The 25,487-nt window shown below is 44.6% G+C and carries 22 protein-coding genes; 15 read left to right on the top strand and 7 right to left on the bottom strand.

Annotated elements, in window-relative coordinates; genetic code table 11:
* Nucleotides 1–6: 6 nt before the first annotated feature.
* Nucleotides 7–2,373 carry a TonB-dependent receptor gene (locus CJD36_RS07770; RefSeq protein WP_105038561.1) on the bottom strand — a complete coding sequence of 789 codons (2,367 nt, stop codon included), beginning with the start codon at nt 2,371–2,373 and terminating at the stop codon, nt 7–9.
* Between the two features lie 61 nt (nt 2,374–2,434).
* Nucleotides 2,435–2,770 carry a hypothetical protein gene (locus CJD36_RS07765; RefSeq protein ID WP_105038560.1) on the bottom strand — a complete coding sequence of 112 codons (336 nt, stop codon included), beginning with the start codon at nt 2,768–2,770 and terminating at the stop codon, nt 2,435–2,437.
* Between the two features lie 143 nt (nt 2,771–2,913).
* Here CJD36_RS07765 and CJD36_RS07760 point away from each other — a divergent pair, with 143 nt between their 5' ends.
* Both CJD36_RS07760 and CJD36_RS07755 read left to right on the top strand, forming a co-directional pair.
* Nucleotides 2,914–4,173, top strand: a complete 1,260-nt coding sequence (locus tag CJD36_RS07760; protein ID WP_105039046.1) for a M16 family metallopeptidase — start codon at nt 2,914–2,916, stop codon at nt 4,171–4,173.
* 82 nt (nt 4,174–4,255) lie between these two features.
* The gene (locus CJD36_RS07755) at nt 4,256–5,236 is read left to right on the top strand and encodes an NAD(P)H-dependent flavin oxidoreductase (RefSeq protein ID WP_105038559.1); all 981 of its coding nucleotides are present in this window, start codon (nt 4,256–4,258) and stop codon (nt 5,234–5,236) included.
* A gap of 67 nt (nt 5,237–5,303) precedes the next feature.
* On the opposite strand, the gene gldC is transcribed toward CJD36_RS07755, so the two are convergent.
* Nucleotides 5,304–5,648, bottom strand: a complete 345-nt coding sequence (gene gldC, locus CJD36_RS07750; protein WP_105038558.1) for a gliding motility protein GldC — start codon at nt 5,646–5,648, stop codon at nt 5,304–5,306.
* A 119-nt stretch (nt 5,649–5,767) separates the two neighbouring features.
* Between gldC and dtd the strand changes: the two genes are divergently transcribed.
* Both dtd and CJD36_RS07740 read left to right on the top strand, forming a co-directional pair.
* Entirely contained in the window at nt 5,768–6,220 is a 453-nt protein-coding gene (dtd, locus tag CJD36_RS07745; protein WP_105038557.1) for a D-aminoacyl-tRNA deacylase, read from the top strand.
* A gap of 38 nt (nt 6,221–6,258) precedes the next feature.
* The gene (locus CJD36_RS07740; protein WP_240609321.1) at nt 6,259–7,374 is read left to right on the top strand and encodes a Fic family protein; all 1,116 of its coding nucleotides are present in this window, start codon (nt 6,259–6,261) and stop codon (nt 7,372–7,374) included.
* On the opposite strand, the gene CJD36_RS07735 is transcribed toward CJD36_RS07740, so the two are convergent.
* Nucleotides 7,369–8,544 (bottom strand): DUF3298 and DUF4163 domain-containing protein, encoded by a 1,176-nt coding sequence (locus CJD36_RS07735; protein WP_105038556.1) that lies wholly within the window; start codon nt 8,542–8,544, stop codon nt 7,369–7,371. The two genes, CJD36_RS07740 and CJD36_RS07735, sit on opposite strands and share 6 nt — an antisense overlap.
* 107 nt (nt 8,545–8,651) lie before the next feature.
* On the opposite strand from CJD36_RS07735, the gene CJD36_RS07730 reads away from it, so the two are divergent.
* Genes CJD36_RS07730 through CJD36_RS07720 form a run of 3 tightly spaced genes read left to right on the top strand, consistent with a single transcriptional unit; the run spans nt 8,652 to nt 10,710 of the window.
* On the top strand, nt 8,652–9,206 hold the full coding sequence (locus CJD36_RS07730) for a GNAT family N-acetyltransferase (RefSeq protein ID WP_105038555.1): 555 nt from the start codon (nt 8,652–8,654) through the stop codon (nt 9,204–9,206).
* Between the two features lie 30 nt (nt 9,207–9,236).
* On the top strand, nt 9,237–9,794 hold the full coding sequence (locus CJD36_RS07725) for a GNAT family N-acetyltransferase (protein WP_105038554.1): 558 nt from the start codon (nt 9,237–9,239) through the stop codon (nt 9,792–9,794).
* 58 nt (nt 9,795–9,852) lie between these two features.
* Nucleotides 9,853–10,710 (top strand): alpha/beta fold hydrolase, encoded by an 858-nt coding sequence (locus CJD36_RS07720; protein ID WP_105038553.1) that lies wholly within the window; start codon nt 9,853–9,855, stop codon nt 10,708–10,710.
* Nucleotides 10,711–10,714: 4 nt separating this feature from the next.
* On the opposite strand, the gene CJD36_RS07715 is transcribed toward CJD36_RS07720, so the two are convergent.
* Both CJD36_RS07715 and CJD36_RS07710 read right to left on the bottom strand, forming a co-directional pair.
* Complete coding sequence (locus CJD36_RS07715; protein ID WP_105038552.1) at nt 10,715–13,126, bottom strand: TonB-dependent receptor; 2,412 nt, start codon at nt 13,124–13,126, stop codon at nt 10,715–10,717.
* A 214-nt stretch (nt 13,127–13,340) separates the two neighbouring features.
* Nucleotides 13,341–16,676, bottom strand: a complete 3,336-nt coding sequence (locus tag CJD36_RS07710; RefSeq protein WP_105038551.1) for a vitamin B12-dependent ribonucleotide reductase — start codon at nt 16,674–16,676, stop codon at nt 13,341–13,343.
* A 299-nt stretch (nt 16,677–16,975) separates the two neighbouring features.
* On the opposite strand from CJD36_RS07710, the gene CJD36_RS07705 reads away from it, so the two are divergent.
* From CJD36_RS07705 to CJD36_RS07690, 4 genes are all read left to right on the top strand, one after another.
* A complete protein-coding gene (locus CJD36_RS07705) occupies nt 16,976–17,872 on the top strand; it encodes a hypothetical protein (RefSeq protein ID WP_105038550.1) in 897 nt (298 codons plus the stop codon).
* Between the two features lie 76 nt (nt 17,873–17,948).
* The gene (gene gcvH / locus CJD36_RS07700) at nt 17,949–18,326 is read left to right on the top strand and encodes a glycine cleavage system protein GcvH (protein ID WP_105038549.1); all 378 of its coding nucleotides are present in this window, start codon (nt 17,949–17,951) and stop codon (nt 18,324–18,326) included.
* Nucleotides 18,327–18,334: 8 nt separating this feature from the next.
* Entirely contained in the window at nt 18,335–18,727 is a 393-nt protein-coding gene (locus tag CJD36_RS07695) for a VanZ family protein (protein ID WP_105038548.1), read from the top strand.
* A 146-nt stretch (nt 18,728–18,873) separates the two neighbouring features.
* Entirely contained in the window at nt 18,874–19,590 is a 717-nt protein-coding gene (locus CJD36_RS07690) for a pyridoxine 5'-phosphate synthase (protein ID WP_105038547.1), read from the top strand.
* Between the two features lie 111 nt (nt 19,591–19,701).
* On the opposite strand, the gene CJD36_RS07685 is transcribed toward CJD36_RS07690, so the two are convergent.
* Nucleotides 19,702–21,501: a T9SS type A sorting domain-containing protein gene (locus CJD36_RS07685; RefSeq protein WP_105038546.1), complete on the bottom strand. Its 1,800-nt coding sequence runs from the start codon at nt 21,499–21,501 to the stop codon at nt 19,702–19,704.
* Between the two features lie 181 nt (nt 21,502–21,682).
* On the opposite strand from CJD36_RS07685, the gene CJD36_RS07680 reads away from it, so the two are divergent.
* The 4 genes from CJD36_RS07680 to CJD36_RS07665 all read left to right on the top strand — a co-directional run bounded on the left by CJD36_RS07680 (nt 21,683) and on the right by CJD36_RS07665 (nt 25,451).
* A complete protein-coding gene (locus CJD36_RS07680; RefSeq protein ID WP_105039044.1) occupies nt 21,683–22,459 on the top strand; it encodes a DUF817 domain-containing protein in 777 nt (258 codons plus the stop codon).
* 105 nt (nt 22,460–22,564) lie between these two features.
* Nucleotides 22,565–23,908 (top strand): APC family permease, encoded by a 1,344-nt coding sequence (locus CJD36_RS07675; protein WP_205685573.1) that lies wholly within the window; start codon nt 22,565–22,567, stop codon nt 23,906–23,908.
* A 114-nt stretch (nt 23,909–24,022) separates the two neighbouring features.
* Nucleotides 24,023–24,793: a DUF3050 domain-containing protein gene (locus CJD36_RS07670; RefSeq protein ID WP_105038545.1), complete on the top strand. Its 771-nt coding sequence runs from the start codon at nt 24,023–24,025 to the stop codon at nt 24,791–24,793.
* A 76-nt stretch (nt 24,794–24,869) separates the two neighbouring features.
* Nucleotides 24,870–25,451: an LOG family protein gene (locus CJD36_RS07665; RefSeq protein WP_105038544.1), complete on the top strand. Its 582-nt coding sequence runs from the start codon at nt 24,870–24,872 to the stop codon at nt 25,449–25,451.
* Nucleotides 25,452–25,487: the final 36 nt, after the last annotated feature.

The following is a 25,487-nucleotide window of genomic DNA, read 5'->3' as shown; positions in this document are numbered from 1 at the left end:
TTGTTGTTAAAATGAATATTTGAGCCTCAGTACGTAATTAGAACCGAGATCATCTGCATAATACCTGAAATGGTTCAGGTAGTCGCGGTAGGCTACATTGCCTACGTTGGTAACACCCACATTTACCGTCAATAAATGTCGTAAAAACGGAGTTGTAAAACCTGCATTTACATTGAACAAAGTATAGCCTGCCGGAGGTGGTGCAAAGTCTGATCCCCGGTTACCCTGTGCCGTAGTATAAAGTGCGCCGGTAGTAGCTGTTGGTACCCTGATCTGCTTGCTGACACTTACATTCTCTACAGTAATGTATGGCTCATTGAGTTTCCAGATCTTATGCACCTGGTAGGTGATGCCATTCTGGAACCTGTTTGCAGGCATGTAAATAAGGTAATCATTTGTAGATTCATTGTAGCCCAACACTATGGTAGTCTTAGACTGGAAAGTAAAGTGCTTCACAAAATCATACTGGAATGACAGATCAATACCCTTGATGTTTACATCGTGCTGCACATACTGGAATTTAGGGAATGTGCCGCTGATCAATACCGTATCTCTGCCGGTAGGCATAGAGTAAATGTAGTTGCCGATTTTATTGTAATAAAGATCGGCAGTAATTCTCCATTTGTCGCCGGTATAGTTGGCAGACAAGGTAGTATTTACTGATCGTTCTGACTTCATTCCTGAATCACCCACTTCAAAGGTCGCGCTGCTGAAATGCTCTCCGTTGATATACATCTCATTGATGCTAGGTGCTCTCCATGCAGTGCCTATATTGCCGGTAAAGGTAAGGTGAGCATTGTAGCGGTAAGAAGCACCGGCGGTACCTGTAAGGTTCTGATAGTTGTAAGTGGTGTTGAATAACTCCAGGGTATTTGTATTGCGCTGGTACACCCGCAGCCACCTGTAGTCATATCGTGCGCCTGCCTCGAAAGTGAACTTCTTATAGTTGTATCTTTCTATGGCAAATGCGCCACCGTTATAGTCGCGGAAGTTGGGAATAAGATACCTGATGCCTGCAAACACATTGCCTGATGTATTGCCGGTAAGACCTGCACTACCAGAGAAGCCGTTCTTTACACCTGAAGTGTATATCAGATCTAATGAATGAGTGATCAACTTAAAGCTTACCTGTGGCTTTTCCAGAACATCGGGGTTGGTAGAGTATGGCAGCGATGCGTCAAACTCTTCCCTGAGATCTTCCTGCCTGCCGAATGTAAGATCCAGTTTGGCATTGTTGGCCAGCTTGTAATTGACATTGGCTTTGAGGAGATCATGCGTTACGTTCTGATAGCTGCGGTTGATCTTATAAGAGAAGTAAGAAGGCGACAATGGCGTAGGGCTGATGATCTTAGCCAAAAGATCTAACGGGCTGCTGCTCTGCGCACCGGCAAATATGCCCATGCGGGCATTGTACTGGCTATAGAATAGATTGAAAGTGAACTTCTTCCACTTATAGGCAGTATTGGCCGAAAAGTCACCTTCTTTCATGCCTGTATTGGCCAGGTAGTAATTGCGTGTGTACGAATTGCCTGCTTGCTTCAAAGTGCCCTGCACTCTCCATGATAACCCTTCCAGCTTTTTGCCAAAAGCTCCCTGCAGTGTGCCCGATACCGCACTGGAATGGCCATTGCTTGCGGCTATGGCATACAGGTTGCCATTGATGCTTTTTTCTGTAGGGAGATCATCGGGTTCGAGCAGTACCACACCGCCAACGGCATCGGCACCATAGCGCACGCTTGCAGCACCCTTTACTACGGTTATCTTATTGGTTACAAAAGGATCGATCTCGGGCGCATGGTCTGAGCCCCATTGCTGTCCGTTCTGCCGCACACCATCATTGATGAGCAATACCCTATTGCTGTGCAAGCCATGAATTACAGGTTTGGATAGACTGGGACCAGTTTGTAATGAGTTTAAACCGGTCATTCCCTTCATGGTCTCACCGAGAGAAGACCCGCGGGTCTGCAGGAGTTTTACGCCCTTTAGTTCGTCGGTAAGTACAGTATGGAGTTCGTGTTTCTTTTCGCCATTTACAACTACTTCTCCCAATTCATTTTCGCTGGTAGATAATGTGATAGTGATGTACCTGTCGGCAGATACATCGATGACCTGAGCTATTTTCTTATAACCAATGAACTCAAAAGAAATATTGTGACTGCCGGGGCAGACATTTGTGAAAGAAAAACTACCGCTGGTATCTGTGGCAGTACCGGTAGAGTCGTTAACCAGGCGAACAATAACACCCGGCATGGGGTGATTGCCTTTATCTGTGACTATGCCGTGTACGAGGTAATTGCAGTTCTGCGCTTTTAAGAAAAAAGGTAGGGAAACAAGTACCGCCAGTAATACCATGGTGTTTATAAAACGAACCATGATCCTGTAATTAGCAAAAAATTGTATAAAATGTTCCGGTAAGACCGGAATTGTCGATTACTCAGCAGACAAAAGCAGGTGGCCCGCGTAGGGAAACTGCCTGATGACCGGTTGAACAATTGAAATAATAAAAGGAAGGCCGCCATGTATTTTCATGAGTGATGAACTCAAATACAAGCAATTCATGCGGTGTAGTTACGAAAGGAGTAAACTCAAAGCCGAGAAAAGAACAGTGATGATGTTCTGGTGTCATTACCGCTTGTCCTTTGACAATTGGCGCGTCAATTTCGTCCTGGTGATTTGCGAACAGGTCATGGATGTATTCCGGAGGGGTAGACCCCACCAGGAACACAATGAGCATAAGGCCCATTCCCATTTTTGTCAGCAACTTTCTCACCAAGATCTAATTTGTGCAAAAATACGTACAATAACCATGCCGAATTATGGTTGTTGCATAGGCATAGGCAATGATAACATTTAGATGACGAAGGTTGTTTAGGTGTATTTTCTGTTAACTTTGGCGCATTCTAAATGAATAATATGCTGCAATTTGAAAAATTTACCCTTGATAACGGACTTAGGGTCATAGTACATAAAGATACGGCTACCCCCATGGTAGCTATGAATATACTGTTTGATGTAGGTGCACGTGATGAAGAAGTAGCCCGCACGGGGTTTGCACATTTGTTTGAGCACTTGATGTTTGGTGGTAGTGTAAACATCCCTGAGTATGATGAGCCGTTACAAATGGCAGGTGGTGAAAATAATGCTTATACAACGAATGATATAACAAACTATTACATACAACTGCCGCTCAAAAATATGGAAACAGCCTTTTGGCTGGAAAGTGACCGTATGCTTTCGCTGGCCTTCAGTGAAAAGAGCCTTGATGTACAGCGAAAAGTGGTATCTGAAGAGTTTAAGGAGCACTACCTTAATAAGCCATACGGTAATGCGTGGCACGAACTGCGCACACTTGCCTACACTACCCACCCGTACCAGTGGCCAACAATTGGCAAGAACCTGGAGCAGATAGAAACGGCCCAGCTAGCTGATGTGAAGGCATTCTTTTTCAAACACTACCGTCCGCAGAACGCGGTAATGTGTGTGGCAGGGAATGTTACGCTGGAACAGGTGCGTGAACTATCTCAAAAATGGTTTGGTGATATACCTGCGGGTGATAAATATACCCGCAATATTGTAGCCGAGCCTAAACAGGAAGTAGACAGAACCCTCACCGTAAATGCTGATGTGCCACTTGATGCACTCTACAAGGCATGGCATATGGCAGGCAGACTAACCGCGCCCTATTACGCAACTGACCTGATCACCGAAATAATGGGTAGCGGATTTTCGTCGAGACTCTACCAAAGGCTTGTGAAAGAGCAGCAATTGTTCAGCAATATCAACTGCTATCATACAGGTAGTCTTGACCCGGGATTGGTGGTAATAGAAGGTAAGATACGTGAGGGTAAGACGATAGAAGCAGCCAATGAAGCAGTAGAAAGAGAAATAGCACTACTGGTGGCTGAAGGTGTGACAGAGAGTGAGCTACAGAAAGCGAAGAACAAGATAGAGGCGATGATATCTTTTGAGGATATGACCTTGCTGAACCGCGCTAACAACCTGGCATTCTACGAATTGCTTGGTGATGCCGAAATGATCAATAAAGAGTGGGATCATTATAAGGCAGTAACGGCTGAATATCTGCAGGAGACTGCCAGAGATATCTTCAGGGCAGGTAATTGTAATACCATGTTCTATTTGAAGAAACAGGCTGAGGTTGTGGCAGCACCTTAGGATGAGCCTCACCCCGGCCCTCTCAAAGGGAGAGGGAGGTATGATATAAATACATTTAATCTAGAAGAACAGGATAAAACACATGTTGTTTCAAGGAAAATTTACAGAAGACGGCACCGCATTTGACAACCGCATAACCCGGTTGTTTGGCATTCAATACCCTATTATACAAGCAGGTATGATATGGGCATCGGGCTGGAAACTGGCCAGTGCAGTAAGTAATGCCGGTGGGTTGGGCATTATTGGTGCCGGTAGTATGTATCCGCATATTCTTAAGGAGCATATACAGCAATATAAGAAGGCATCTGATAAGCCATTTGCTGTGAACCTGCCTTTACTATATCCTGATATTGAGGCACATGTAGCCACAATTATAGAGGAGCGAGTGCCAATAGTATTTACATCGGCAGGTAATCCTAAAACCTGGACGGCGAAGCTAAAGGAGCATGGTATAATTGTGGTTCATGTAGTATCGAGCGCAAAATTTGCGAAGAAGTGCGAAGATGCAGGAGTAGATGCAGTAGTTGCCGAGGGGTTTGAGGCCGGGGGGCATAATGGACGCGAAGAGACAACAACACTGTGCCTGATACCTGCAGTACGCCAGGCGATCAATATTCCGCTGATAGCGGCAGGTGGAATAGCCACAGGGCGTGGGATGCTGGCGGTAATGGCGCTGGGCGGCGAAGGAGCACAAGTAGGCAGCCGCTTTGTTTGCACGCCTGAGGCATCGAGTCACCTGGCTTTTAAAGAGGCAATAGTAGCAGCAAATGAGGGTGATACCATCTTGTCATTGAAGAAACTAACGCCGGTAAGATTGATCAAAAATGAGTTTGCCAATAAGGTCTTTGCTGCAGAAACCGGTGGTGCTAATGCGGAAGCCCTGCAGGAATTACTGGGCCGCGGAAGGGCAAAAAAGGGAATGTTTGAAGGAGATATGACGGAAGGCGAGCTGGAAATAGGACAGGTGAGTAGTATTATAAAGGATATAAAGCCAGCCGCTGAAGTGGTAGCGGAAATATGGGGCGAGTTTAAGAGTGCGGCAGTTAATCCTTTTGGCTGGTAGCAACGAATTTTTAAAAAATTAGCCGGGAAGATGAATCCATCTTTCCGGCTAATTTTTTTCTGCTAATCTATTTATTTTCAGAAGCTGCCATAGCATCGGAAGCCTTCTTCAGAAATTCCTTAGCGAAATCCTTCATTTCTTTAGCCAACTCACCATTTTTAGTGGCACGAGCATAAGTATCAGCCATTGCAAAAAGGGTCTGGAAGTAGAAGTCATTCATTTCGTCTACCATCATTTTAGATGTCCAAAGGTCTATACGCATAGCTTCTTTAGCATCGCCATCCCAAAGACCTAACAGGAAAGCTTTTGCTTTCTGTGGTTCAGAAATGCCACCATCAGGAGCGGTCCATTGAATATGCTCGGGCATCTTATCTTCTGCCAGAGTGATCTCTATGTTTATATGAGAAGTCATAATATCTTATTTTAAGTGGGCAAAATTAGGACGATAATTTGATAACTGAGCCAGTTAAGGCAATTGAAAATCAATAACCCTATTGCCTGTTTAATAATAAATCTCCACATTTGTAGCCTATGAGGGTAGTCATACAAAGGGTAAGCGAGGCTAGCGTAACGATAGATGGTACTGTGAAAGCGTCCATAAAACATGGTTTTATGATATTGCTGGGTATTGAAACAGAGGATACCCGGGAAGATGCCGAATGGCTGTGTGGTAAGATAGCATTACTACGGGTATTTGCGGATGAAGCAGGAATGATGAATAAAGATATTGTCAATGCAGGTGGTGAGGTATTACTCATTAGCCAGTTCACCCTTCATGCACAATACAAAAAAGGCAACCGACCTTCTTTCATTAAAGCGGCAAGACCAGAACAGGCGATTCCGCTTTATGAGTACTTTACTCATTGTCTTTCTGAAAAGACCGGCAAGCCTGTATTAACGGGGACATTTGGTGCCGATATGAAGGTGGCACTGGTGAATGACGGGCCCGTTACGATAGTGATGGATAGTAAGAGCAGGGAGTAAAATCGTTTTTTGCGGAGAATAATGCATGTATTTGCCGCATGCCTATATATATACATCAATTAAAAGGCTGGCCGGGGTTTGCCTGGAATAAAGAAGAGTTGCACTCTTTGCTGACCGAGATACATAGCCGGACAGGCCGCTTATTGGGCAAAATGGAGACGCTTGGGTTTGAATTACAGGACGAGGCAATATTACACACACTAACACAGGATGTAATAAAGTCGAGCGAAATAGAGGGTGAAGTACTAGATGAACAGCAAGTGAGGTCGTCGATAGCACGCAGATTGGGTATGGATATAGCTGGATTGATACCTGCTGACAGGCACGTAGACGGAGTGGTAGAAATGATGCTGGATGCCACGCAACACTACGATGAGTCATTGACCGATGACCGGCTGTTTGGCTGGCAATCGGCACTATTTCCCGGTGGAAGAAGTGGCCTGCATAAAGTTGTTACAGGAGCCTATAGAAATAATACAAAACAAGATCCAATGCAGGTAGTTTCCGGCGCAATGGGTAGAAAGGCAGTACATTTTGAAGCGCCTGCGGCCGAGCGGCTGGCAAGCGAAATGCAGCAATTCATAAGTTGGTTTAATGAGGAAAATAAAGTTGATGCGATAGTGAAAGCTGCTATAGCGCACCTGTGGTTTGTAACCATACACCCTTTTGATGATGGCAATGGCCGAATAGCCCGTGCTATTACCGATATGCAACTTGCAAGGGCTGATGAAACGAGTCAGCGCTTTTATAGTATGAGTAGCCAGATAAGAAAAGAAAGAAAGGGCTACTATGAAGTACTTGAAGCAACACAAAAAGGCGATCTGGAAATAACAGAATGGCTGCAATGGTTTATGCAATGCCTGCTAAGTGCGGTAAAAGCTACCGATGAATTGCTGGCAGATGTACTGACCAAAGCAAAATTCTGGAAACAACATGGCAATACGGTATTTAACGACCGCCAAAAGCAAATGGTCAATAAATTACTCGATGGTTTTGACGGCAAGCTGAACACATCGAAATGGGCCAAGATCACAAAATCATCTCCTGATACAGCACTGAGAGATATACAGGACCTTATAGAGAAAAAGGTTTTGGAAAAGGAAGCTGCGGGCGGCAGAAGTACGAGTTATATGCTGGTAATAGCAGGGTCATAGCTTCAATCCCATCCTAGCTACAAATTCCGGTTTCAGTAATTGCTTTAGCCTGTTGTATGGGATGAAGAGTTTGATTTCTCCATCAGCATAACTGGCTATTTCATAAGGATCGTAGCAAAATGTTATTCCCCTGTCGGCAACGATAAAGTTATTGGTGGCAGGCACTGATGATGTAAGCAATATATCTTCTATAGCTTTACCTGTTGGCACTTTGAACTTAATGCGCGCTTCTGCATCTAACACCCTACTGATAGCAGCGCTGTCAACCTGCATGATATCTGCCAGCTGCCATACCTTTTTTCCTTTTACATCCATATTCACATATCTGGAACCATGATTGCCATGCGCACCTCCTGAATAGTCGTACCATTGATTACCTATCACCACAATGCCATTACTGGTGTACAGCGGAATAATATCTGCATAGCATTCATAACGACCAAGCGGATCGGGAGGAATACTGTCCTTCATCCACTCCTGAGCATCTTTCTTGTAGCCTTCCAGATAATTCTGAACAAATGCTTTTTGATAATCCAGTTGTGTTGCTTGTGAAGCCGGCTTAGTGTCACCTGCAAAACTGAGAAGACCTTGAATGCCGGCGGCAATGAAATCAGCATCATCCTTGTTGACGCTTGATGCCGGCATTATCCCTATACAAGAGGCAATGGCATCACCATTCCAGTTTTTCCCTTTAACTATTACGGAGTCATCGAAACGGGCATAAGCAAATGGATAGGCATCTTTATAATCTTCGTGGAGGCTGATGGTATAGACCGGAGCGCCTTTATCTTTATGAAACTTACCTGATACACTGTCTGCATCAAAGACAACGTCCCAGTAGTTGGTCATTTCGCTGTCTTCATCTGCTGTCTCTTCGTTTGTTTCTCTATCGGTGATCAGTGACTCTTCTATGATCACATGGCCAGCATTAGCAGAATCATTATTTAATGACAAATAGAGTAACTCGCTTTTGTTGACATAGTAATAAGTACCACGCGCAGTATTATCACCAGTGCAGAACAAGTTGACAACTACCGGCTGACCCGCAATGGTGCCTGTATATCGTTTGCACCAGTAACCTTTCAGCGCATTGACAGGCACTTTCTTCTTGCATGCCGTTATCGACAGCAGCGATAACAAAACGAGAAAAAATGATATTTTACGCAACATAAATGCTCTCTTTCAGTTTGGAAATCTACCCTAATATTACAAAATGCCGCAACGACAGAAAATTATATCTTTGAACACATACGATCACCAAACACAAAGAAAACAAAATGCTTGAAGTGAATTTTTCTCCGTTCCCTACTCTTGTTACTGAACGTCTGGTACTGAGGGAGATGACCATGAACGATGCTGATGAGGCATTCTTTTTAAGATCTGACGCGGAAGTAATAAAGTATGTAGACCGTGCACCGGCACAATCTATTGATGAAGCGAAGGCATTTATTCAAATGGTTGACGATAATCGACAGAATAACACAGGCATATCGTGGACGATAACACTGAAGGGTGATGATAAGATGATAGGTAACGTGGCGTTGTGGCGACTGGACAAGGCCAATTACCGGGCTGAAATAGGTTATGTGCTTCACCCCGAGCACCAGGGCAAAGGCATTATGCTGGAAGCCACCCAAGCCATACTACATTATGGATTTTATGAACTGCAGCTGCACAGTGTGGAAGCCAACATAAACCCCGGCAACATGGCATCTCAGCGCTTGCTGGAAAGAGCCGGATTTGTAAAGGAAGCCCTTTTCAAAGAGAACTATTACTATGATGGCAAGTTTCTTGACTCTGTAATTTACTCGCTGTTGACGCCTAAGAAATAATGTTGTAATGCACTTCAAACCACCACTGCTATGCTTGAAGTAAACTTCCTGCCATTTCCGGTAATAACTACTGAAAGGCTTGTGTTACGACAAGCGAAATTTGAAGATGCGCCTGAATTTTTATTCTTACGTTCCGATACCCGTGTGCTACAATACATAGGCAAGGAGCCGATAACGTCATTGGAGGAAGCACAGATGTATGTGCAGCTGCTAACCGACAACCTGAATGACGGTATTGGTATAACCTGGGCTATTACCTTAAAAGGTGATGATAAAATGATAGGCACCATAGCACTGTGGCGATGGATGAAGGAAAGCTGTCGTGCCGAGATAGGCTATGTTATGCATCCGGACTACTGCGGTAAGGGCATAATGCACGAGGCAATGATGACCGTTACGGATCATGGGTTTAATGAAATGGGATTGCACAGCATTGAAGCCAGTGTAAATCCCGCCAATGTAGCCTCGCTGAAAGTAGTAGAACGGGCAGGATTTATTAAGGAAGGTCATTTTAGAGATCGCTGTTGCTTTAGGGGTGTATTCTCCGACAGGGCTATTTATTCATTAATAGCCCCTAAGCAACGATGATGAAATAATCTTGGTTTAAACCAAGAGTGCGGCCTCTAATGCCAGCGATTTTTGCTGCATGAAAAACAACTGGCTCAACAAATCGGAATATCCTTTTCGCTCTAACTACTTTGTGGTTAACGGGCAAAACCTGCATTATATTGATGAGGGGAAAGGCGATACAATGCTTTTCATTCATGGCACACCATCGTGGAGTTTTGACTATCGGAATGTGGTTAAAGCACTGTCTAAACAATACAGGTGTATCGCCATTGACCACATAGGGTTTGGGCTTTCAGACAAGCCGGAGCACTATGATTATTCTACTATTAATCACAGCCTGAGGTTGGAGCGATTTGTTACTGCCAAACAACTAGAGCACATAACACTTGTAGTGCATGACTTTGGCGGGCCTATAGGTTTGAATTTCGCGATCAATAACCCGGAGAAAGTAAAGAGCATAGTTGTGCTTAATTCGTGGTTGTGGAGCAGTGAGCACCAGCCTGACTATATTAAACTGCGTAAGGTGCTGAAGAGTCCATTACTACCATTCTTATATCGGCATCTCAATTTTTCGGCGAGATTCATTCTGCCATCTTCTTTTGGCGCACGGAAGCTAGATGGTAAATTACTGAAACAATACACCGGTCCGTTTGCCACCCGACATCAGAGAGAGGGCACACTGGCATTTGCAAAGTCATTGCTTAATGATCAGGAATGGTTTGAACAACTGTGGAACAAAAAACAATCAATCAATGCAAAGCCTACGCTATTCATATGGGGTATGAAAGACCCTGTGATCACGCCGCCCAACCTTGATAAATTCGTATCCGGGTTTCCCAATTCCACTGTTGTACAATTGGCTACCTGCGGCCATTTCCCGCAGGAGGAGGAGCCGGAGCAGGTAATAAGGGCATTGCTGAAATGGCTTGATTAACAGACTAAAACTGCAACTTGTAAATAAAGTTAGGGAAGAAGCCCAATTGATAACTCGTCATTATGGTTTTACTGCCGTTGTCGTAAGACTGCGAAAAAACATTCTGATGATTGGTGACATTCTGTAGGTCCAGTGAAAAAGTCTGAGATAATTTTCTTGACTTACTATTGAGCGCAAAACCCAGTTTGAAGTCCAACCTAAAGTAGTTATCGTATCGACTGGTATATGCATAGGTGTCGCTTTTAAGTACCGTGTTACCTACCATCTGCGAAGTTGCAAGATCTATTGGGGTATGAAAACGGCCACCTGCATTTGTAAACTTCAAGTCGGTAGTGAATTTGTTTCTCTTATCAGACCCTACTTTAAATTCTTTGCCAACAAGTAGATTGTATACATACTTGCCATTGAAAGCAGTGTTGTGCTCTACCCCGTCGCTGCCCTTATATTTAGATTCGTATACCGAAGAAGTAAAGAGCCCGTAGTAGCCTTTGCTAAAGAATTTTTCGATGGTCAGTTCAGCCCCATAGTTAGTTCCCGTGCCATTATTCTTAAGATTCACAGACAGGTCTGGCTTGAAGCTGGAACCGGTATTGAGCATAGAGTAGCTGCCGGAGATTGAATCGACCGGCACATCGTACAAGTATTGATAATAGATTTCTGCTTTTACACGCCAATCTTTAAACGGTTGCCAATCGTACCCCAATACATAGTGCTGACTTTTTGTGAAGCCCAAATCTTTGTTGGTGGCAGTTGCATTCTGTATCTGATTGTAATAGATATTTATAGGTTGCATCTGCGCATGCAATCCGAATCCCATAGTCAAGCTGCTTTTCTTGCCCACGTCATACTTAAATGCGATACGGGGTTCCAGTGATGTTGATCTTGTGTTGAGGAACAGCTTTTGCGTATGCAGGCCAACATTGGCGGTGAGCCTTTCAGTGATATTATATTTCAGGTGAGCATATGCCTGAGCCAGGTGAGTAGCATTATTGTTATCCCATATCTGCATCCAGTCGGGCATATTTCTGCGGGTACGGTAATACAGGTCTAAGTTGATCAGTTGATCCTGCAGGCCCACCTTGAAGAATAGCCGAGAGTTGATCTTATTGTTGTAGGCAACTGAAGCCGTGTATGCTGTTTGAATTACTTTTTCTTCTTCAATACTCCGGCTGTTATTACTTGAATCTGCTGACGATTGATATTGAGTGTTCTTAGCATAATTGACACCCAAAGATGAGGTGATATAAGAGCGCTTGTTCAATATCTTTACATGTTTGATGCCGATGATCCCAATGGCACTGTAAAGATCTGTATTGTCTGGTGGCGCGTATAAACTTCCACTTTTGCCGCCTGATATGCCAATGCTGCTGTTGGCCAGTATGCCAAATAAACTGAAGGTGCCTAGTTTAGTATTTCCACTGGTTATTTTAAACGAAAGATCTTTGTATGCCGGAGTAGCTGAAGTGCCAATATTAATGCCAAATGTAGATGCCAGAAATGCTACAGACTGGCGATAGGCAACCAGGTAAGACGCACCGCTACCTTTAGCTAGCGGGCCCTCGGTCATACCCTCAAGCCCTGTAACGAGGCCCAGCTGAACTGTATGTTCCCTCTTTTCCGTATTACCAGTTCTGAAACCAAGATCGAAAACACCGGCTATAGCATTGCCATACTCCGCAGGAAAAGCGGAGGTGAAGAAATCAGAGTTTTTGAGCATGTTGGTATTGAGTGCACTTACCGCCCCGCCGGTAGTACCTACTGTGGCAAAGTGGTTAGGGTTGGTAACATTCATACCATCTATCCGCCAGCACACACCTACCGGTGAATTTCCCCTGATCACAATATCATTTCTTGAATCGTCGGGAGCGCTTACGCCTGCAAAATTGGCAACCAGGCGGGCGGGGTCGCTACGACCGCCGGCATACCGGTTCACTTCTTCCATAGAAAAGGTGCGGGCACTTACAGTTGCCAGTTTATTAATGGTAACTCCCTTGTCAGAAGAGCTGATCACTACTTCCTTAAGCCTTTTAAAAGTCTCTTCTATGCTAATGTCTAAGATAGTTTCTTTGCCTGATGCTACTATTACATTGGGCAGATAAACATCTTTATAGCCATTGTTTATTATCCGTAATTCGTACCTGCCGGGAGTTATGCTGCGAAGCGTGTAATTGCCATTTGAGTCGGACAGGGCCTGATGACTAGCTGAATCATTTACGATCTGAACCATAGCGCCCCGAAGCGGCACCAGTGATAACTTGTCGGTAATTGAACCGCGGATGTTCTGCTTATTGCCCTGTGCGTGTAGCGATAATGGAATGACGGCCCAGATCAATAAAAGACAAAACGTAACTATTATGTGTTTTCCGGAATGAAGGTCTCTTTTGATGTTATAACAAGCACGGGGCGATTGCTGCATAAATTCTATTTGCAGTGTTAGACGCCGGCATTGGGGAAATCCTTTTTACTAATATGTATATTGTTTATAGTCAATTGTTCGCGTTGGCATCGAATACCGGAATGGTAATATCTTTTAGAGTAGGACGATGAACAACACACACGATAGATCAAGTCTAAAACGTGTAAGCCACCCGATATAGGTGGCTTACACAATTGACCATTTATTTTCTCCACTAGCTACACCCGGTGGTTGTGCCGCAATTAGGACACATGTAACAAGTGCCGTTACGCAGGGTTATGTTTCCGCATTGGCGACAGGCAGGTGCATCGGCACTGGTGCCCATCATCTTTTTCAAGTCGGCACTGTTCTGCGCCATCATACTTACGGGTGTTGGTGCTATGGCCTGTTTAGGTTTTGCTGTGTTTGCGGCAGGCTGTGTCACCCTCACTTGCGATAGCTCATGTTGTTTCTGCGCCTCCACTTCTTCATGTCGCGGTAGCTTGTCAGGGTCCTGCACGTGCACAAGATCATCACGATCCAGGTATTCGTATGCCAGCAACCTGAAGATATAATCAAGCACTGATGTGGCTGATTTGATATTTGGATGCTCTACAATGCCCGATGGTTCGAAACGGGAGAAGATGAACTTATCTACATACTCTTCAAGCGGTACGCCATATTGCAGACCTACCGATATAGCTATTGCAAAGCTATTGAGCATACTACGCATGGTAGCTCCCTCTTTGGCCATATCTATAAATATTTCTCCGAGTGTACCGTCACCGTATTCACCTGTACGGAGGAACATGGCTTGTCCACCAACCTTGCCTTTTATGGTGTACCCTCTGCGTTTGGCAGGTAATTGTTTGCGTTCTACTATGCGGCTCAGTTCACGCTTCAATTGCGTATCCGGGCTTTCCTGCACGCGGCGGTTCACTTCTTCCAGCAGGTCTTCTACTGTAAGCAGGCTCATATCAACTATCTGCTGCGCATCTGCAACCGGAGTAGCTGATACCTCCTCTTTTGCTTCTTCTTTATCTTTCTTTTTGCTATCGCTCTTAGTACTCAATGGCTGGCTCAGCTTAGAACCATCACGATACAGCGCACAAGCCTTTAGACCCAACTGCCAGCTGAGGAAGTAGCAATCTTTGATCTCGTCAATTGAGGCTTCATTAGGCAGGTTGATGGTCTTGGAAATGGCCCCGCTTATGAAAGGTTGTACCGCACCCATCATGCGGATGTGGCCATGGGCGTGTATGTATCGCTCACCCTTCTTACCACATTTATTAGCGCAATCGAATACAGAAAGGTGTTCTTTCTTCAGTAATGGAGCGCCTTCTATCATCATGGTGCCGCAGGCGTAATCGTTAGCTGCTTCTATTTCTTCATCGGTAAAGCCCAGTTCATGCAGCAGGCTAAAGTCCGGCGCATAATATTGCTCGGGTGTAAAGCCAAGGCGCTGTAAGCAGCTTTCGCCGAGGGTGTATACATTGAATACAAAGCCAGCTTCAAATGCGCTTTCTACAGCAATGTCGAGTTTCTTTATTTCTTCAGCAATAAAGCCCTTTTCGCTCAGGCTCTGATGGTTGATGTAAGGTGCGCCTGCAAATGTACCGTGCCCCTTTGCATACTTCACTATGGCGTCAGCCTCTTCGGCAGTGTAGCCCAGTTTCTTTAACGCAGCAGGTATAGATTGGTTGATGATCTTAAAGTAACCACCACCAGACAGCTTTTTGAATTTGACCAATGCGAAATCAGGCTCTACGCCGGTAGTGTCGCAATCCATTACCAGGCCTATGGTACCTGTAGGTGCTATTACTGTAGCCTGTGCATTGCGGTAACCATATTGTTCGCCCATCTGCACGGCATCGTCCCACGCACGTGTGGCCGCTTTCAGCAGATAATCGGGGCAATACTTGGCATTGATGCCTACAGGTTTTATTTCCAGTCCTTCAAACGCGTCGGTTGCGTCATAAGCAGCTGCACGGTGATTGCGCATCACCTTCATCATGTGCTCTTTGTTCTCATTGTACCTCGCGAATGTGCCCAGACTTGCAGCCATCTCAGCCGATGTCTTGTATGCAACACCATTCATAATAGCGGTGATGGCACCTGCTAGTGCACGGCCTTCTTCGCTGTCGTAGGCTATACCACTTACCATCAGCATAGAGCCGAGGTTGGCATAACCTAATCCGAGTGTACGATAATCATAACTGAGTTGTGCTACTTCGGGAGAAGGGAACTGTGCCATCAATACAGATATTTCCAGCACCACTGTCCATAACCGGGTCATGTATTCAAAGCCAGCTACATCAAACTGTCCTGTCTCTTCATTAAAGAAACGACGCAGGTTGAGGGATGCGAGATTGCAGGCTGTATTGTCGAGGAACATATACTCAGAGCATGGATTAGATGCTCTTATAGCTCCGCCCTCGGGGCAGGTATGCCATTCATTGATGGTAGTGTCATATTGCGTGCCGGGATCTGCACAACGCCATGCCGCATAGGCTATCTTTTCCCACAGTTCTTTTGAAGGAATAGACTTCATTACCTTGCCGGTGCTGCGGGCGGTCATATCCCAGTCGCTGTTATTCTCCAGGCTATGGAAGAACGCATTAGGTATACGTACTGAGTTATTTGAGTTCTGACCTGATACCGTTTTGTAGGCTTCACCCTCATAGTCTGATGGATAACCCGCTGCTATAAGTGCAGCTACTTTCTTTTCTTCCTGTACCTTCCAGTCAATAAAGTCGATCACTTCGGGGTGATCGAGGTCAAGACATACCATCTTGGCAGCCCTACGGGTAGTGCCACCGCTTTTGATAGCACCTGCCGCGCGGTCGCCTATCTTCAGGAAACTCATCAATCCGCTCGATGTACCGCCACCACTTAGTTTTTCGCCTTCCGCACGAATATTGGAATAGTTGGTACCTACGCCGGAACCATATTTAAAAATACGGGCTTCACGTACCCACAGGTCCATAATACCACCATCGTTGACCAGGTCATCATCTACACTTAATATAAAGCAGGCGTGTGGCTGAGGGCGTTCGTAAGCGTTCTTAGATCTTTCCAGTATACAGGTTATCGGATCTACATAATAGTGTCCCTGTGCTTTGCCCTCAATGCCATAGCTGTTGTGCAGCCCTGTGTTGAACCATTGCGGGGAATTGGGCGCACAACTCTGCATGAGTATGCTGAATACCAACTCATCATAAAATACCTGTGCATCTTTGGCCGAAGCGAAATAATTATATTTTTCGCCCCAGGTGCGCCAGCAATCTGCCAGCCTGTTGGCTACTTGTTTTATAGAGGTCTCACCACCGGTCGTTCCATCGGGCATAGGCACGCCTGCCTTGCGGAAGTACTTTTGCGCCAATATATCGGTGGCTATCTGCGACCAGTGCGCAGGCACCTCTACATTGGTCATCTCAAAGACCTTCTCGCCATTGGGGTTTCGGATCACGGAAGTACGATAATCGTACTCAAACATGTCGAACGGATTAACGCCGTCACGTGTGTACTGTCGTTGAAACGGCAGTCCTTTACCTGTAGCTGTTGTGCTCATGAATTAAATGGTTTTGTGCGTTTACGATGTCTTAGTGATGAGGAGCGGGGTGTGTTGTAACTGATTACTAAATTTACCTGAAACTTTTTACCAAAAAGATGACGAGAATATTAACCTATGTGGATAACCCTCCAAAATCAGGCGGGGCTTATGAAATAAATTATTTATTAATGTGACTGATAAATTTAATTTGGAATTCATCTATTAAATTACTACTTTTTGTATTAACACGAGGTTAGAGCAACGTTAAAAAGAATCAATAATTGTAGCTCCCATTCCCTAATTTTCTCAATTAATTTATGACGGCAAAACGCTTTTCTGCTATTTTATTAGTTACAGTATCTATTCTGCTCAACTTAGGCTGCGGGCAGTTTTCAGAGAAAAAAGATAACATTACAGGGCTTTGGAATTTCAGGGGTAATGGAGGCGATGATAACAGCCTGGAGGAAAGTGCCTACCTGAACCTGCGCGAGGATAACACCTACACGTTCTATCAGCCATATTATTTCGATTACGGACACTGGACATTCAAAGACAAGAAGATAAGATTGGTTTCAGAACGAAAGAAGATCCTCTACAAGAAGGAATGGACACTGGATGTGGTGGACAGGGAAAAGGATCTGTTGAAGATCAGCTATCCATTTGCGGATGAGTGGCTGAAATTGCCGGGCCTTACAGGTACTGACGCAATGGAGAAGATAAAATACACAGTGCATAAGAATATATTTCTTGAAAGGAATAATGTGCAGTTTAGCGCAGATAATGACCCCTTCAGCATTGCACATAGTCAATGGCGCATACGGCCCGATCATAAAGAAACCTGCCAGGAAATACAGCAACGGGTGTTGGGCACTACAAAGCACCTTTGTCTGCTGTTTAGTCAATATAACAGGTCGGAAGTGAGTAATGTTTCGTGGCAACACTCACCCAATCCGTTTATACTGGGCAGCAATGGAGTGGCTATGCAGGGGCGGGATCATATTGCTACCGCATGGGTAAATACCTTTTATGACGAGGAGAATGCTGCCGCAGCCTATGACCTGCTGTCGTCACTATTTAAAGAAGATATTGACGTACCTATTCATTTTAAGAAATATTCTGAGATGTGGGTAAGCCTCCTGGGCCAGATGGACAGCATAGGAAGGCAAAAAAGTTTATGTGATGATTCAAAACCAGTTGTAAGGGAAAAAGAATGATGATCCTGGTCAAATTCCTGATTTGAGATTATCATTTCCCGTTTTTTCTCCTATTTTTACCTCAAAATTTATAACAATGGAATTTCCAGCTAATTTACGCTACACAAAGGATCACGAGTGGATAAGTCTTGACGGCAATATCGCAACTGTTGGTATTACTGAATTCGCGCAGCATGAGCTGGGTGATATCGTTTTTGTTGACATCAGCGCAGAAGGTAAGCATGTAGGTGCTAATGAGATCTTCGGTACTGTAGAAGCTGTAAAGACGGTGTCTGACCTGTACTCTCCTGTAGCCGGTACTATCACTGAGGTGAATGGTGGCCTTGAGAACAATCCTGAAAGTGTAAATTCTGATCCATATGGCGCAGGATGGATGATAAAGATGGAAGTAGATAGCGTTGACGAAGTAAATGCATTGATGGATGCTGCCGCATACAAAGCATTGGTAGACTAATTTCCGGGATGCCGAATATATTTTCTCCGGATTCTTCTTATAAAAGACAAGCAAGGTTCATAGCTATTCTATGGACCTTGCTTATTTTATTAGGGTGCTTTATGCCCTCAAGGAGCGTACCGAAGGTGGATGTGCCGCTCATTGATAAATGGGTACATTTTGCATTCTTTGGCGGCTTCTCCTTCTTCTGGCTGTGTACCAATCCTTCAGTTAAAACTGCGAGGCTAGTCACTATTTCGATCATTGCCATTGCCTTTGGTAGTCTTATAGAAATATTGCAGGGCGCTTTTCCTTCGCTGGGGCGGGCATCAGAATTTATGGATGCGGTTGCCGATAGTATCGGTGCGTTGATAGGGATTGTCCTATTCGTAGCCTGTTCAAGGATATTTAGAGAAAAATAATCATCGTATAATATTCTTATTGCTTGTTGCCAGGCCTTCATTTAATTTTTCTATCAAAGTAAAATATAGCAATTAGCGTATTTTTGTATCAAAGTAGTCACAGATATTCTTTTTTACTGCTCACTTTTAAGGTTATACTTTTCTACATGGCAAAACTTTCAGTCAACATCAACAAAATTGCTACGCTACGTAATAGTCGCGGTGGTGATAATCCTAATGTATTGCAGGTGGCAATAGATTGCCAGCAATTTGGCGCGGAGGGTATTACAGTGCATCCCCGCCCCGATGAACGTCATATCCGCTACAGCGACGTGAGGGATATCAAAAAGATCATTACCACTGAATTCAATATAGAAGGCAATCCGCTTGAAGATAAGTTTGTAGCCCTCGTAATGGAAATGAAGCCGACCCAGGTTACCTTGGTGCCCGATGCTCCGGGGCAACTAACTTCCAACCACGGATGGGATACCATAAAGGAAAAGAAATACCTGCAGGATATCATAGGTGTATTTAAAGCTGCCGGTATACGCGTGTCTATTTTCGTTGATCCGATAACGCAAATGGTTGCCGCCGCTGCTGAAACGGGTACGGACAGGATAGAACTATATACCGAAGACTATGCCCGTAACTATCCGTACAACAAGCATGATGCCATTGCGCCGTATATAAAAGCCGCTAGTGTTGCACTTACACACAATCTGGGCATTAATGCCGGTCACGACCTCGACAGGCATAATCTTGCATTCTTCAAACAGTCTATACCCAACCTGCTGGAGGTATCAATAGGACATGCACTGATTGCTGACGCATTGTACTATGGGCTGGAGAATACAATTCAGTTATACAGGAGAGCATTGAAATAATGGCTTAATGTATGTCTATCCGCATAATTTTTCGCGACACACTTTAGATCGTATTATAATTAAGAAAGCCCTCGAGAGAGGGCTTTCTTAATTATAAATTTACTTTCATCATTATTTAGCAATGACCATTTTTGTCGTGTAAACAGTGTTGTTTACTGTTGCAGACAAGAAATATACGCCTGCCGGCACATCCATATTTACTTCTGTAGCCTGGTTAGTGTTCATGGTAAATTCCTTTACTTTGGCGCCAAGTACGTTGGTGATCACAACATTTGCATTTGCAGAAGCTGATGATGGCAGCTGAATGGTAAATGCACCTGTGTTTGGATTAGGCGAAAGGCTCAGCTGCGTATTGTTAGCAGCTACTTCATTAACACCATTCGCGCAATCAATAACTTCAACGTCGAGTGTAGCACTTGTTGTTCCACATGCATTGCTTACCGTGTAGGTAATAGTAGCTGTACCTAACTGAAGACCAACAGCATTACCACCTAAGATAGCAACTGTAAGGAAGTCACTGCTGCTCCATGTACCACCACCAACAGCATCTATAAACATGCTCAACGCGAGTTGGCATATGCTTGCATCACCTATTATTGGCTGAGCCGGAATATTTACTCTTACAGTGTGCGTTGCACTAGCCGTTCCGCATGCGTTGGTGACCGTGTACCTGATAACGGATGTGCCATTTAATCCACCAATTACGTGGCCAGTAGCATCTACGGCAGCAAATTCAGGTATATTGCTTGACCATACTCCGCCCGTTCCTGTAGTGGTCAGGGTAATCGTAGATCCTGCACAAACACTATCAAAGCCCGTAATCACACCTGCAAAAGGCAGTGGGTTGATAAACACTGTGTGAGATACGCTTCCTGTACCGCAGCCATTAGTGAGGGAATAAATAACAGTATCAGCTCCGCTCGTCGCTGAGTCTGCAGTAAGTATACCTGCACTGGTTATTGCACCCAGAGAGGTGCTTGTCCACACGCCGCCTGCGCTTGTATTGCTTAACGTGGTCATTGCACCTGCACACATCGTGTCTGTACCTGTTATGCCTGCAGGCGTAACAATGCCTGTATCTATCGTAATATTCATGGTTGCAGTATCCATACCGCAAGTGCCGGAGGTAATGTAAGAGATAGTTGCTACGCCACCTGCAACACCTGTTACAGCGCCGCCTACAACAGTTGCATCGGCACTAGGAGTGCTCCATGAACCACCGGTAGAAGCTCCTGTAAGTGTTATTGTTCCGCCTACGCAAACCGCACTTGCACCCGCAAGAGGACCTGCCGCGGGTATCGGATCTATTGTTACTGCCTGTGTAGCAGTAGCTGTACCGCAGCTGTTTGTAACAGAATAGCTTATTGTGTCAATGCCGGCAATGATGCCCGAAACGATACCGCCTGAAACTGTTGCATGTGCATTAGACGCCGACCATGTACCACCGGAAACTGAAGCTGTTAGAGTAAATGAAGCACCAATACATACCGAGCTTCCGCCCGATATAGTTCCTGCAACTGGCAGTGGATTTACAGTCACATAGATCATTGTTGTATCGAAAGTAGCACCATCACTTACCTCAACAGAAAATGAATCAATACCCACATAGCCTATGGCAGGGGTATAAGTAAGTCCGGTTGGCGTAATAATAGTGCCTGTAGATGTAGTTGAGAAGCCTGCAGCTAATGTGCCATGCGAGGCGTTTGTGACTACTGACCAGGTTTCGGTTTCACCCAGGTCGGAGTCAGTTATTGCAAGTAAGCCATTAATAGAATAGTGCGGGCCGTTTTCACAAGCGGCTAAAAATTGAGTGTGGCCGCCAGTAAACGTAACCGGGGATGATGCTTTAGCTACATTGCCTGCGCAAAGAAGTAAAACGGAGCAAATAACAAATAATAAATTTTTCTTCATGATGTTTCTTTGGTGCGAAATTATTACCTATAGCTAAGAATGTAAAATATTTTATGGGTATAAAAAGTTAAATAAAATTATATTATTAACTAAGAGCAATCAAAGGGTTAGAAATAGTTAATTGCTTCTGTATTCGTCTGATATGACGAATATTGGTGTTACATTGGACGTAATATTATCCATGAGATCAGGAGTAAGGCACTTTTTTATATTCGGCGTACAAGAGGCACTCTCCTGTATCTTTCCTGCAATTGTATTTGCCGCGCTTGGGCTATCGCACTACGTGACAATACTGCCGCGATACGATTTCATGCTGATAGTTTGCCTTTTAGCTCAATGCGCACTTTATTTCTCAGGGATGGAAAGCAGGGATGAAGTGAAAGTGATCTGCGTATTCCACCTGCTGGGGCTGGCTATGGAATTGTTTAAAGTGCACATCGGTTCGTGGTCTTACCCGGAAGCTGCCTACACTAAATTTGCGGGCGTTCCGCTCTACAGCGGGTTTATGTATGCCAGTGTAGCCAGCTACATGTGCCAGGCGTGGCGTAGATTTGACCTCACCATGGTCAACTGGCCACATCATATACCCGTAAGAATATCGGGTGCGCTAGTATATCTTAATTTCTTTACCAATCACTTTTTTCACGATCTGCGGTACGTCTACGGCATTTTCATCTGCTACCTGTTTCGCAGATCATGGGTGGTCTTTCATATTGAACGAAAGGCTTACAGAATGCCGGTAACGATTTCCTTCCTGCTCATTGGCTTCTTTATATGGCTGGCGGAGAATATAGCCACACTGCTCGGTGCATGGAAATATGCCTACCAACACAAAGGCTGGGCTATGGTCAACTATCAGAAGATCAGCTCGTGGGCATTTCTGGTTATAGTTAGTTATATAATAGTGGCCGAGTTGAGAATGGTGAAAAAGCCTGACACAGATGTGCAAAGTCAATAACTAGTTCACATTTGCAGAAATTATTGATTTCATACTAATGAGCGGACAATATTATAATAGCCCATGTTACGGGCATTTTATACTTTGCAGCACAAATAGGTATAATTGGCGGCTACAGAAGATCATAAATTAGAACGGGGGTTATCTCTTACCCAGGCTACGGCTATCAACATGATAGACATGGTGGGCATAGGCCCGTTCATAGCCATATCTATGGTGTTAACCCACCTCAGCGGTCCATTGTGTTTGCTGGCGTGGTTACTTGGCGCTGTACTGGCTTATACCGATGGTATGGTATGGGCTGAACTGGGTGCCAAATGGCCCGAGGCTGGTGGCAGCTACGTATTTCTCCAAAAGCTGTTTGGCGATAAATGGGGTAAGCTGATGGCCTTCCTGTTCATCTGGCAAACAGTAGTACAGGCGCCGCTGACCGCAGCCAGTAGCGCTATAGGCTTCTCTACCTATCTGGCTTACCTTATACCTTCTATTACTGAGGTACAACAAAAATGCGTAAGTGGCGCTGTAGTGGCCCTTATGGTGTTCCTGCTGTATCGGAATATCAAGAAGATCGGTGCCATTTCATTGGTTCTTTCTATTGTAACCGTGCTTACTATACTATGGATGATCTTTTCTGCAGCCGGGCATTTCAGTTTCGAACGGGCTTTTACATTTGACTCAGCCAGCTTTAGTATAACGCCCATTTTCTTTGTATATCTTGGACAGTCTTCGGTAAAGGCGGTGTACTCTTACATGGGCTACTACAATGTATGCCACCTTGGTGCAGAGATCAAAGACCCCGAGAGGAATATTCCCCGCAGCATGTTTATATCCATTACCGGCATTATGATTCTCTACCTATGTATGCAGCTATCGGTTATAGGGGTTATTCCGTGGCAGGAAGTGGGCGCGTCAAAATTTATTGTGAGCACATATTTCGAATTGATCTATAACCATGCAGTAGCGCAGGTGGCTACTGTATTGGTATTGTGCATAGCACTTGCTTCGTTGTTTTCCTTGCTACTTGGGTATTCCCGTGTGCCCTATGCCGCTGCACTCAACGGCGACTTTTTTCCCGTTTTCGCCAAAGTGCATCCTAAACATAAGTTCCCTCATATCTCGCTGCTTACACTGGGTGCATTAGCCTTTGTTTTCAGCCTGTTATTCAGAATGAGCACCATTATTACAACCATTGTTACCATGCGTATTCTTATACAGTTCGTTTCGCAGGCAATTGGTGTGATGTTGTGGCACAAAAATAAACCTGACGACAGACGGCCTTATAAAATGCCGCTATTCCCGTTGCCGGCAATTATTAGTGCATGTATATGGTTGTACTTGTTACTGACCAGCGATGTATGGTATGTAGTTGGGGCGCTTGGCTTCATTGCCACAGGTGTTATCCTCTATTTTGTGCTGAAAGATAAGCTGGGCAAGAAAATAGAAGCTTAAAAGGATTGGCTTATTGTAATTGTTTTTAAACTATTGCCTGTATAGTTTAATTCAATATTCAGGATAAAATATCTTGCCATATACCCTGTATTTTTGCGGTCAATTACAGCTATCGTGAATCAATATATAGAACAACTCAAAGCGGAAATAGCGCCACTCAGGCAGCAACTCATTGACCATAAGGTATATTCAGCAGTAAAGACAATAGAAGATCTCAACATCTTTATGCAGCATCATGTTTATGCTGTATGGGATTTTATGTCTTTGCTCAAGTCGCTGCAAAGAAATCTCACTTGTACCAATGTGCCGTGGGTGCCTGTAGGCAATGCCCAAACCAGGTATCTTATCAATGAGATAGTGTTGGGAGAAGAATCTGATGTGGATGATCATGGCGTGAGGATCAGTCACTTTGAATTGTACCTGCGCGCTATGCAACAAGCCGGTAGCGATACTACTGCTATTAGTGAGTTGGTAGCGAATATTAAGAATGGCATGCCTGTAGACGAGTGCCTGGAACAAGATGGGGTTCCCGAAGCATCGGGCGCGTTTGTTAAAAACACTTTCTCAGTTATAGCTACAGGTAAGGTGCATATACAGGCAGCGGTATTTACCTTTGGCAGGGAAGATCTTATACCGGGTATGTTCATCAGTTTTGTAAACGAGCTGAATAAAAGCACGGATAATAAGCTGAGCACATTAAAGTACTACCTGGAGCGCCATATTGAAGTGGATGGCGATCACCACTCTCACCTGGGTTTTGAAATGACAGCGGAACTTTGTGGCACTGATGATGCGAAATGGTCGGCAGCAACTGTTGCCATTAAGGATGCGCTGGAGCACCGCATACAACTTTGGGATGCAATAGCAGAGGCAATAAAGGCATAATAGCCTTAATTGAACACAATAAAATAACAACACGTTTCAAAGCATCTGTTATATTTGAGTTCAAAATAACTCAGGTATGAAAAGTATTGTTGTATTCTGCGGGTCGGCGGAAGGGAATAAGCCGGTATATAAAGAAGCAGCCCACCAATTGGGCGCCGCATTGGCCACCCAGGGAATACGACTCATATATGGTGGTGCTAAGGTAGGTATAATGGGTGCGGTAGCAGACGCTGCATTGGCCGCAGGCGGCGAGGTGATTGGTGTTATACCTAATTTTTTACGCACCAAAGAAGTAGCGCACGAAGGACTTACTGAACTGATAGTTACCGAAAACATGCATGAGCGTAAGTTGAAGATGCATGAACTAAGCGACGGCATCATAGCCCTGCCGGGCGGCTGGGGCACTATGGAAGAGTTGTTTGAAATGCTCACCTGGGCGCAGCTGGGGCTACACGTAAGACCGGTAGGGTTGCTAAATGTAAATGGCTACTATAATGCCCTAAATACCCTCTGTGATACTATGGTGAACGAGGGCTTCCTGCCTGCCGATGTGCGCAATATGCTATTGACAAGCAATAGCTCTGATGACCTTTTGCAACAGATGCGCGCCTACGTGCCGATACAAACACCAAAGTGGATCACGAATAGCACTACCTAAAAAAGGACTTTAATTGTATATAAAAAGAGAAATGGC

The organism is Flavipsychrobacter stenotrophus (assembly GCF_002954265.1).
Lineage (GTDB): Bacteria > Bacteroidota > Bacteroidia > Chitinophagales > Chitinophagaceae > Flavipsychrobacter > Flavipsychrobacter stenotrophus.
The sequence above is the reverse complement of the archived record's forward strand: the minus strand, read 5'-3'. Positions and strand labels throughout refer to the sequence as shown.

Excerpts from the sequence above, each read along its gene's own strand:
- CJD36_RS07695 (WP_105038548.1), top strand. The coding sequence starts at position 18,335 with ATGCCGAATATATTTTCTCCGGATTCTTCTTATAAAAGACAAGCAAGG.
- CJD36_RS07735 (WP_105038556.1), bottom strand. The coding sequence starts at position 8,544 with ATGTTGCGTAAAATATCATTTTTTCTCGTTTTGTTATCGCTGCTGTCG.
- CJD36_RS07770 (WP_105038561.1), bottom strand. The coding sequence starts at position 2,373 with ATGGTTCGTTTTATAAACACCATGGTATTACTGGCGGTACTTGTTTCC.
- CJD36_RS07725 (WP_105038554.1), top strand. The coding sequence starts at position 9,237 with ATGCTTGAAGTAAACTTCCTGCCATTTCCGGTAATAACTACTGAAAGG.
- CJD36_RS07690 (WP_105038547.1), top strand. The coding sequence starts at position 18,874 with ATGGCAAAACTTTCAGTCAACATCAACAAAATTGCTACGCTACGTAAT.
- dtd (WP_105038557.1), top strand. The coding sequence starts at position 5,768 with ATGAGGGTAGTCATACAAAGGGTAAGCGAGGCTAGCGTAACGATAGAT.
- gcvH (WP_105038549.1), top strand. The coding sequence starts at position 17,949 with ATGGAATTTCCAGCTAATTTACGCTACACAAAGGATCACGAGTGGATA.
- CJD36_RS07705 (WP_105038550.1), top strand. The coding sequence starts at position 16,976 with ATGACGGCAAAACGCTTTTCTGCTATTTTATTAGTTACAGTATCTATT.
- CJD36_RS07715 (WP_105038552.1), bottom strand. The coding sequence starts at position 13,126 with ATGCAGCAATCGCCCCGTGCTTGTTATAACATCAAAAGAGACCTTCAT.
- gldC (WP_105038558.1), bottom strand. The coding sequence starts at position 5,648 with ATGACTTCTCATATAAACATAGAGATCACTCTGGCAGAAGATAAGATG.
- CJD36_RS07680 (WP_105039044.1), top strand. The coding sequence starts at position 21,683 with ATGAGATCAGGAGTAAGGCACTTTTTTATATTCGGCGTACAAGAGGCA.
- CJD36_RS07685 (WP_105038546.1), bottom strand. The coding sequence starts at position 21,501 with ATGAAGAAAAATTTATTATTTGTTATTTGCTCCGTTTTACTTCTTTGC.
- CJD36_RS07665 (WP_105038544.1), top strand. The coding sequence starts at position 24,870 with ATGAAAAGTATTGTTGTATTCTGCGGGTCGGCGGAAGGGAATAAGCCG.
- CJD36_RS07710 (WP_105038551.1), bottom strand. The coding sequence starts at position 16,676 with ATGAGCACAACAGCTACAGGTAAAGGACTGCCGTTTCAACGACAGTAC.
- CJD36_RS07730 (WP_105038555.1), top strand. The coding sequence starts at position 8,652 with ATGCTTGAAGTGAATTTTTCTCCGTTCCCTACTCTTGTTACTGAACGT.
- CJD36_RS07740 (WP_240609321.1), top strand. The coding sequence starts at position 6,259 with ATGCCTATATATATACATCAATTAAAAGGCTGGCCGGGGTTTGCCTGG.
- CJD36_RS07760 (WP_105039046.1), top strand. The coding sequence starts at position 2,914 with ATGCTGCAATTTGAAAAATTTACCCTTGATAACGGACTTAGGGTCATA.
- CJD36_RS07755 (WP_105038559.1), top strand. The coding sequence starts at position 4,256 with ATGTTGTTTCAAGGAAAATTTACAGAAGACGGCACCGCATTTGACAAC.
- CJD36_RS07720 (WP_105038553.1), top strand. The coding sequence starts at position 9,853 with ATGAAAAACAACTGGCTCAACAAATCGGAATATCCTTTTCGCTCTAAC.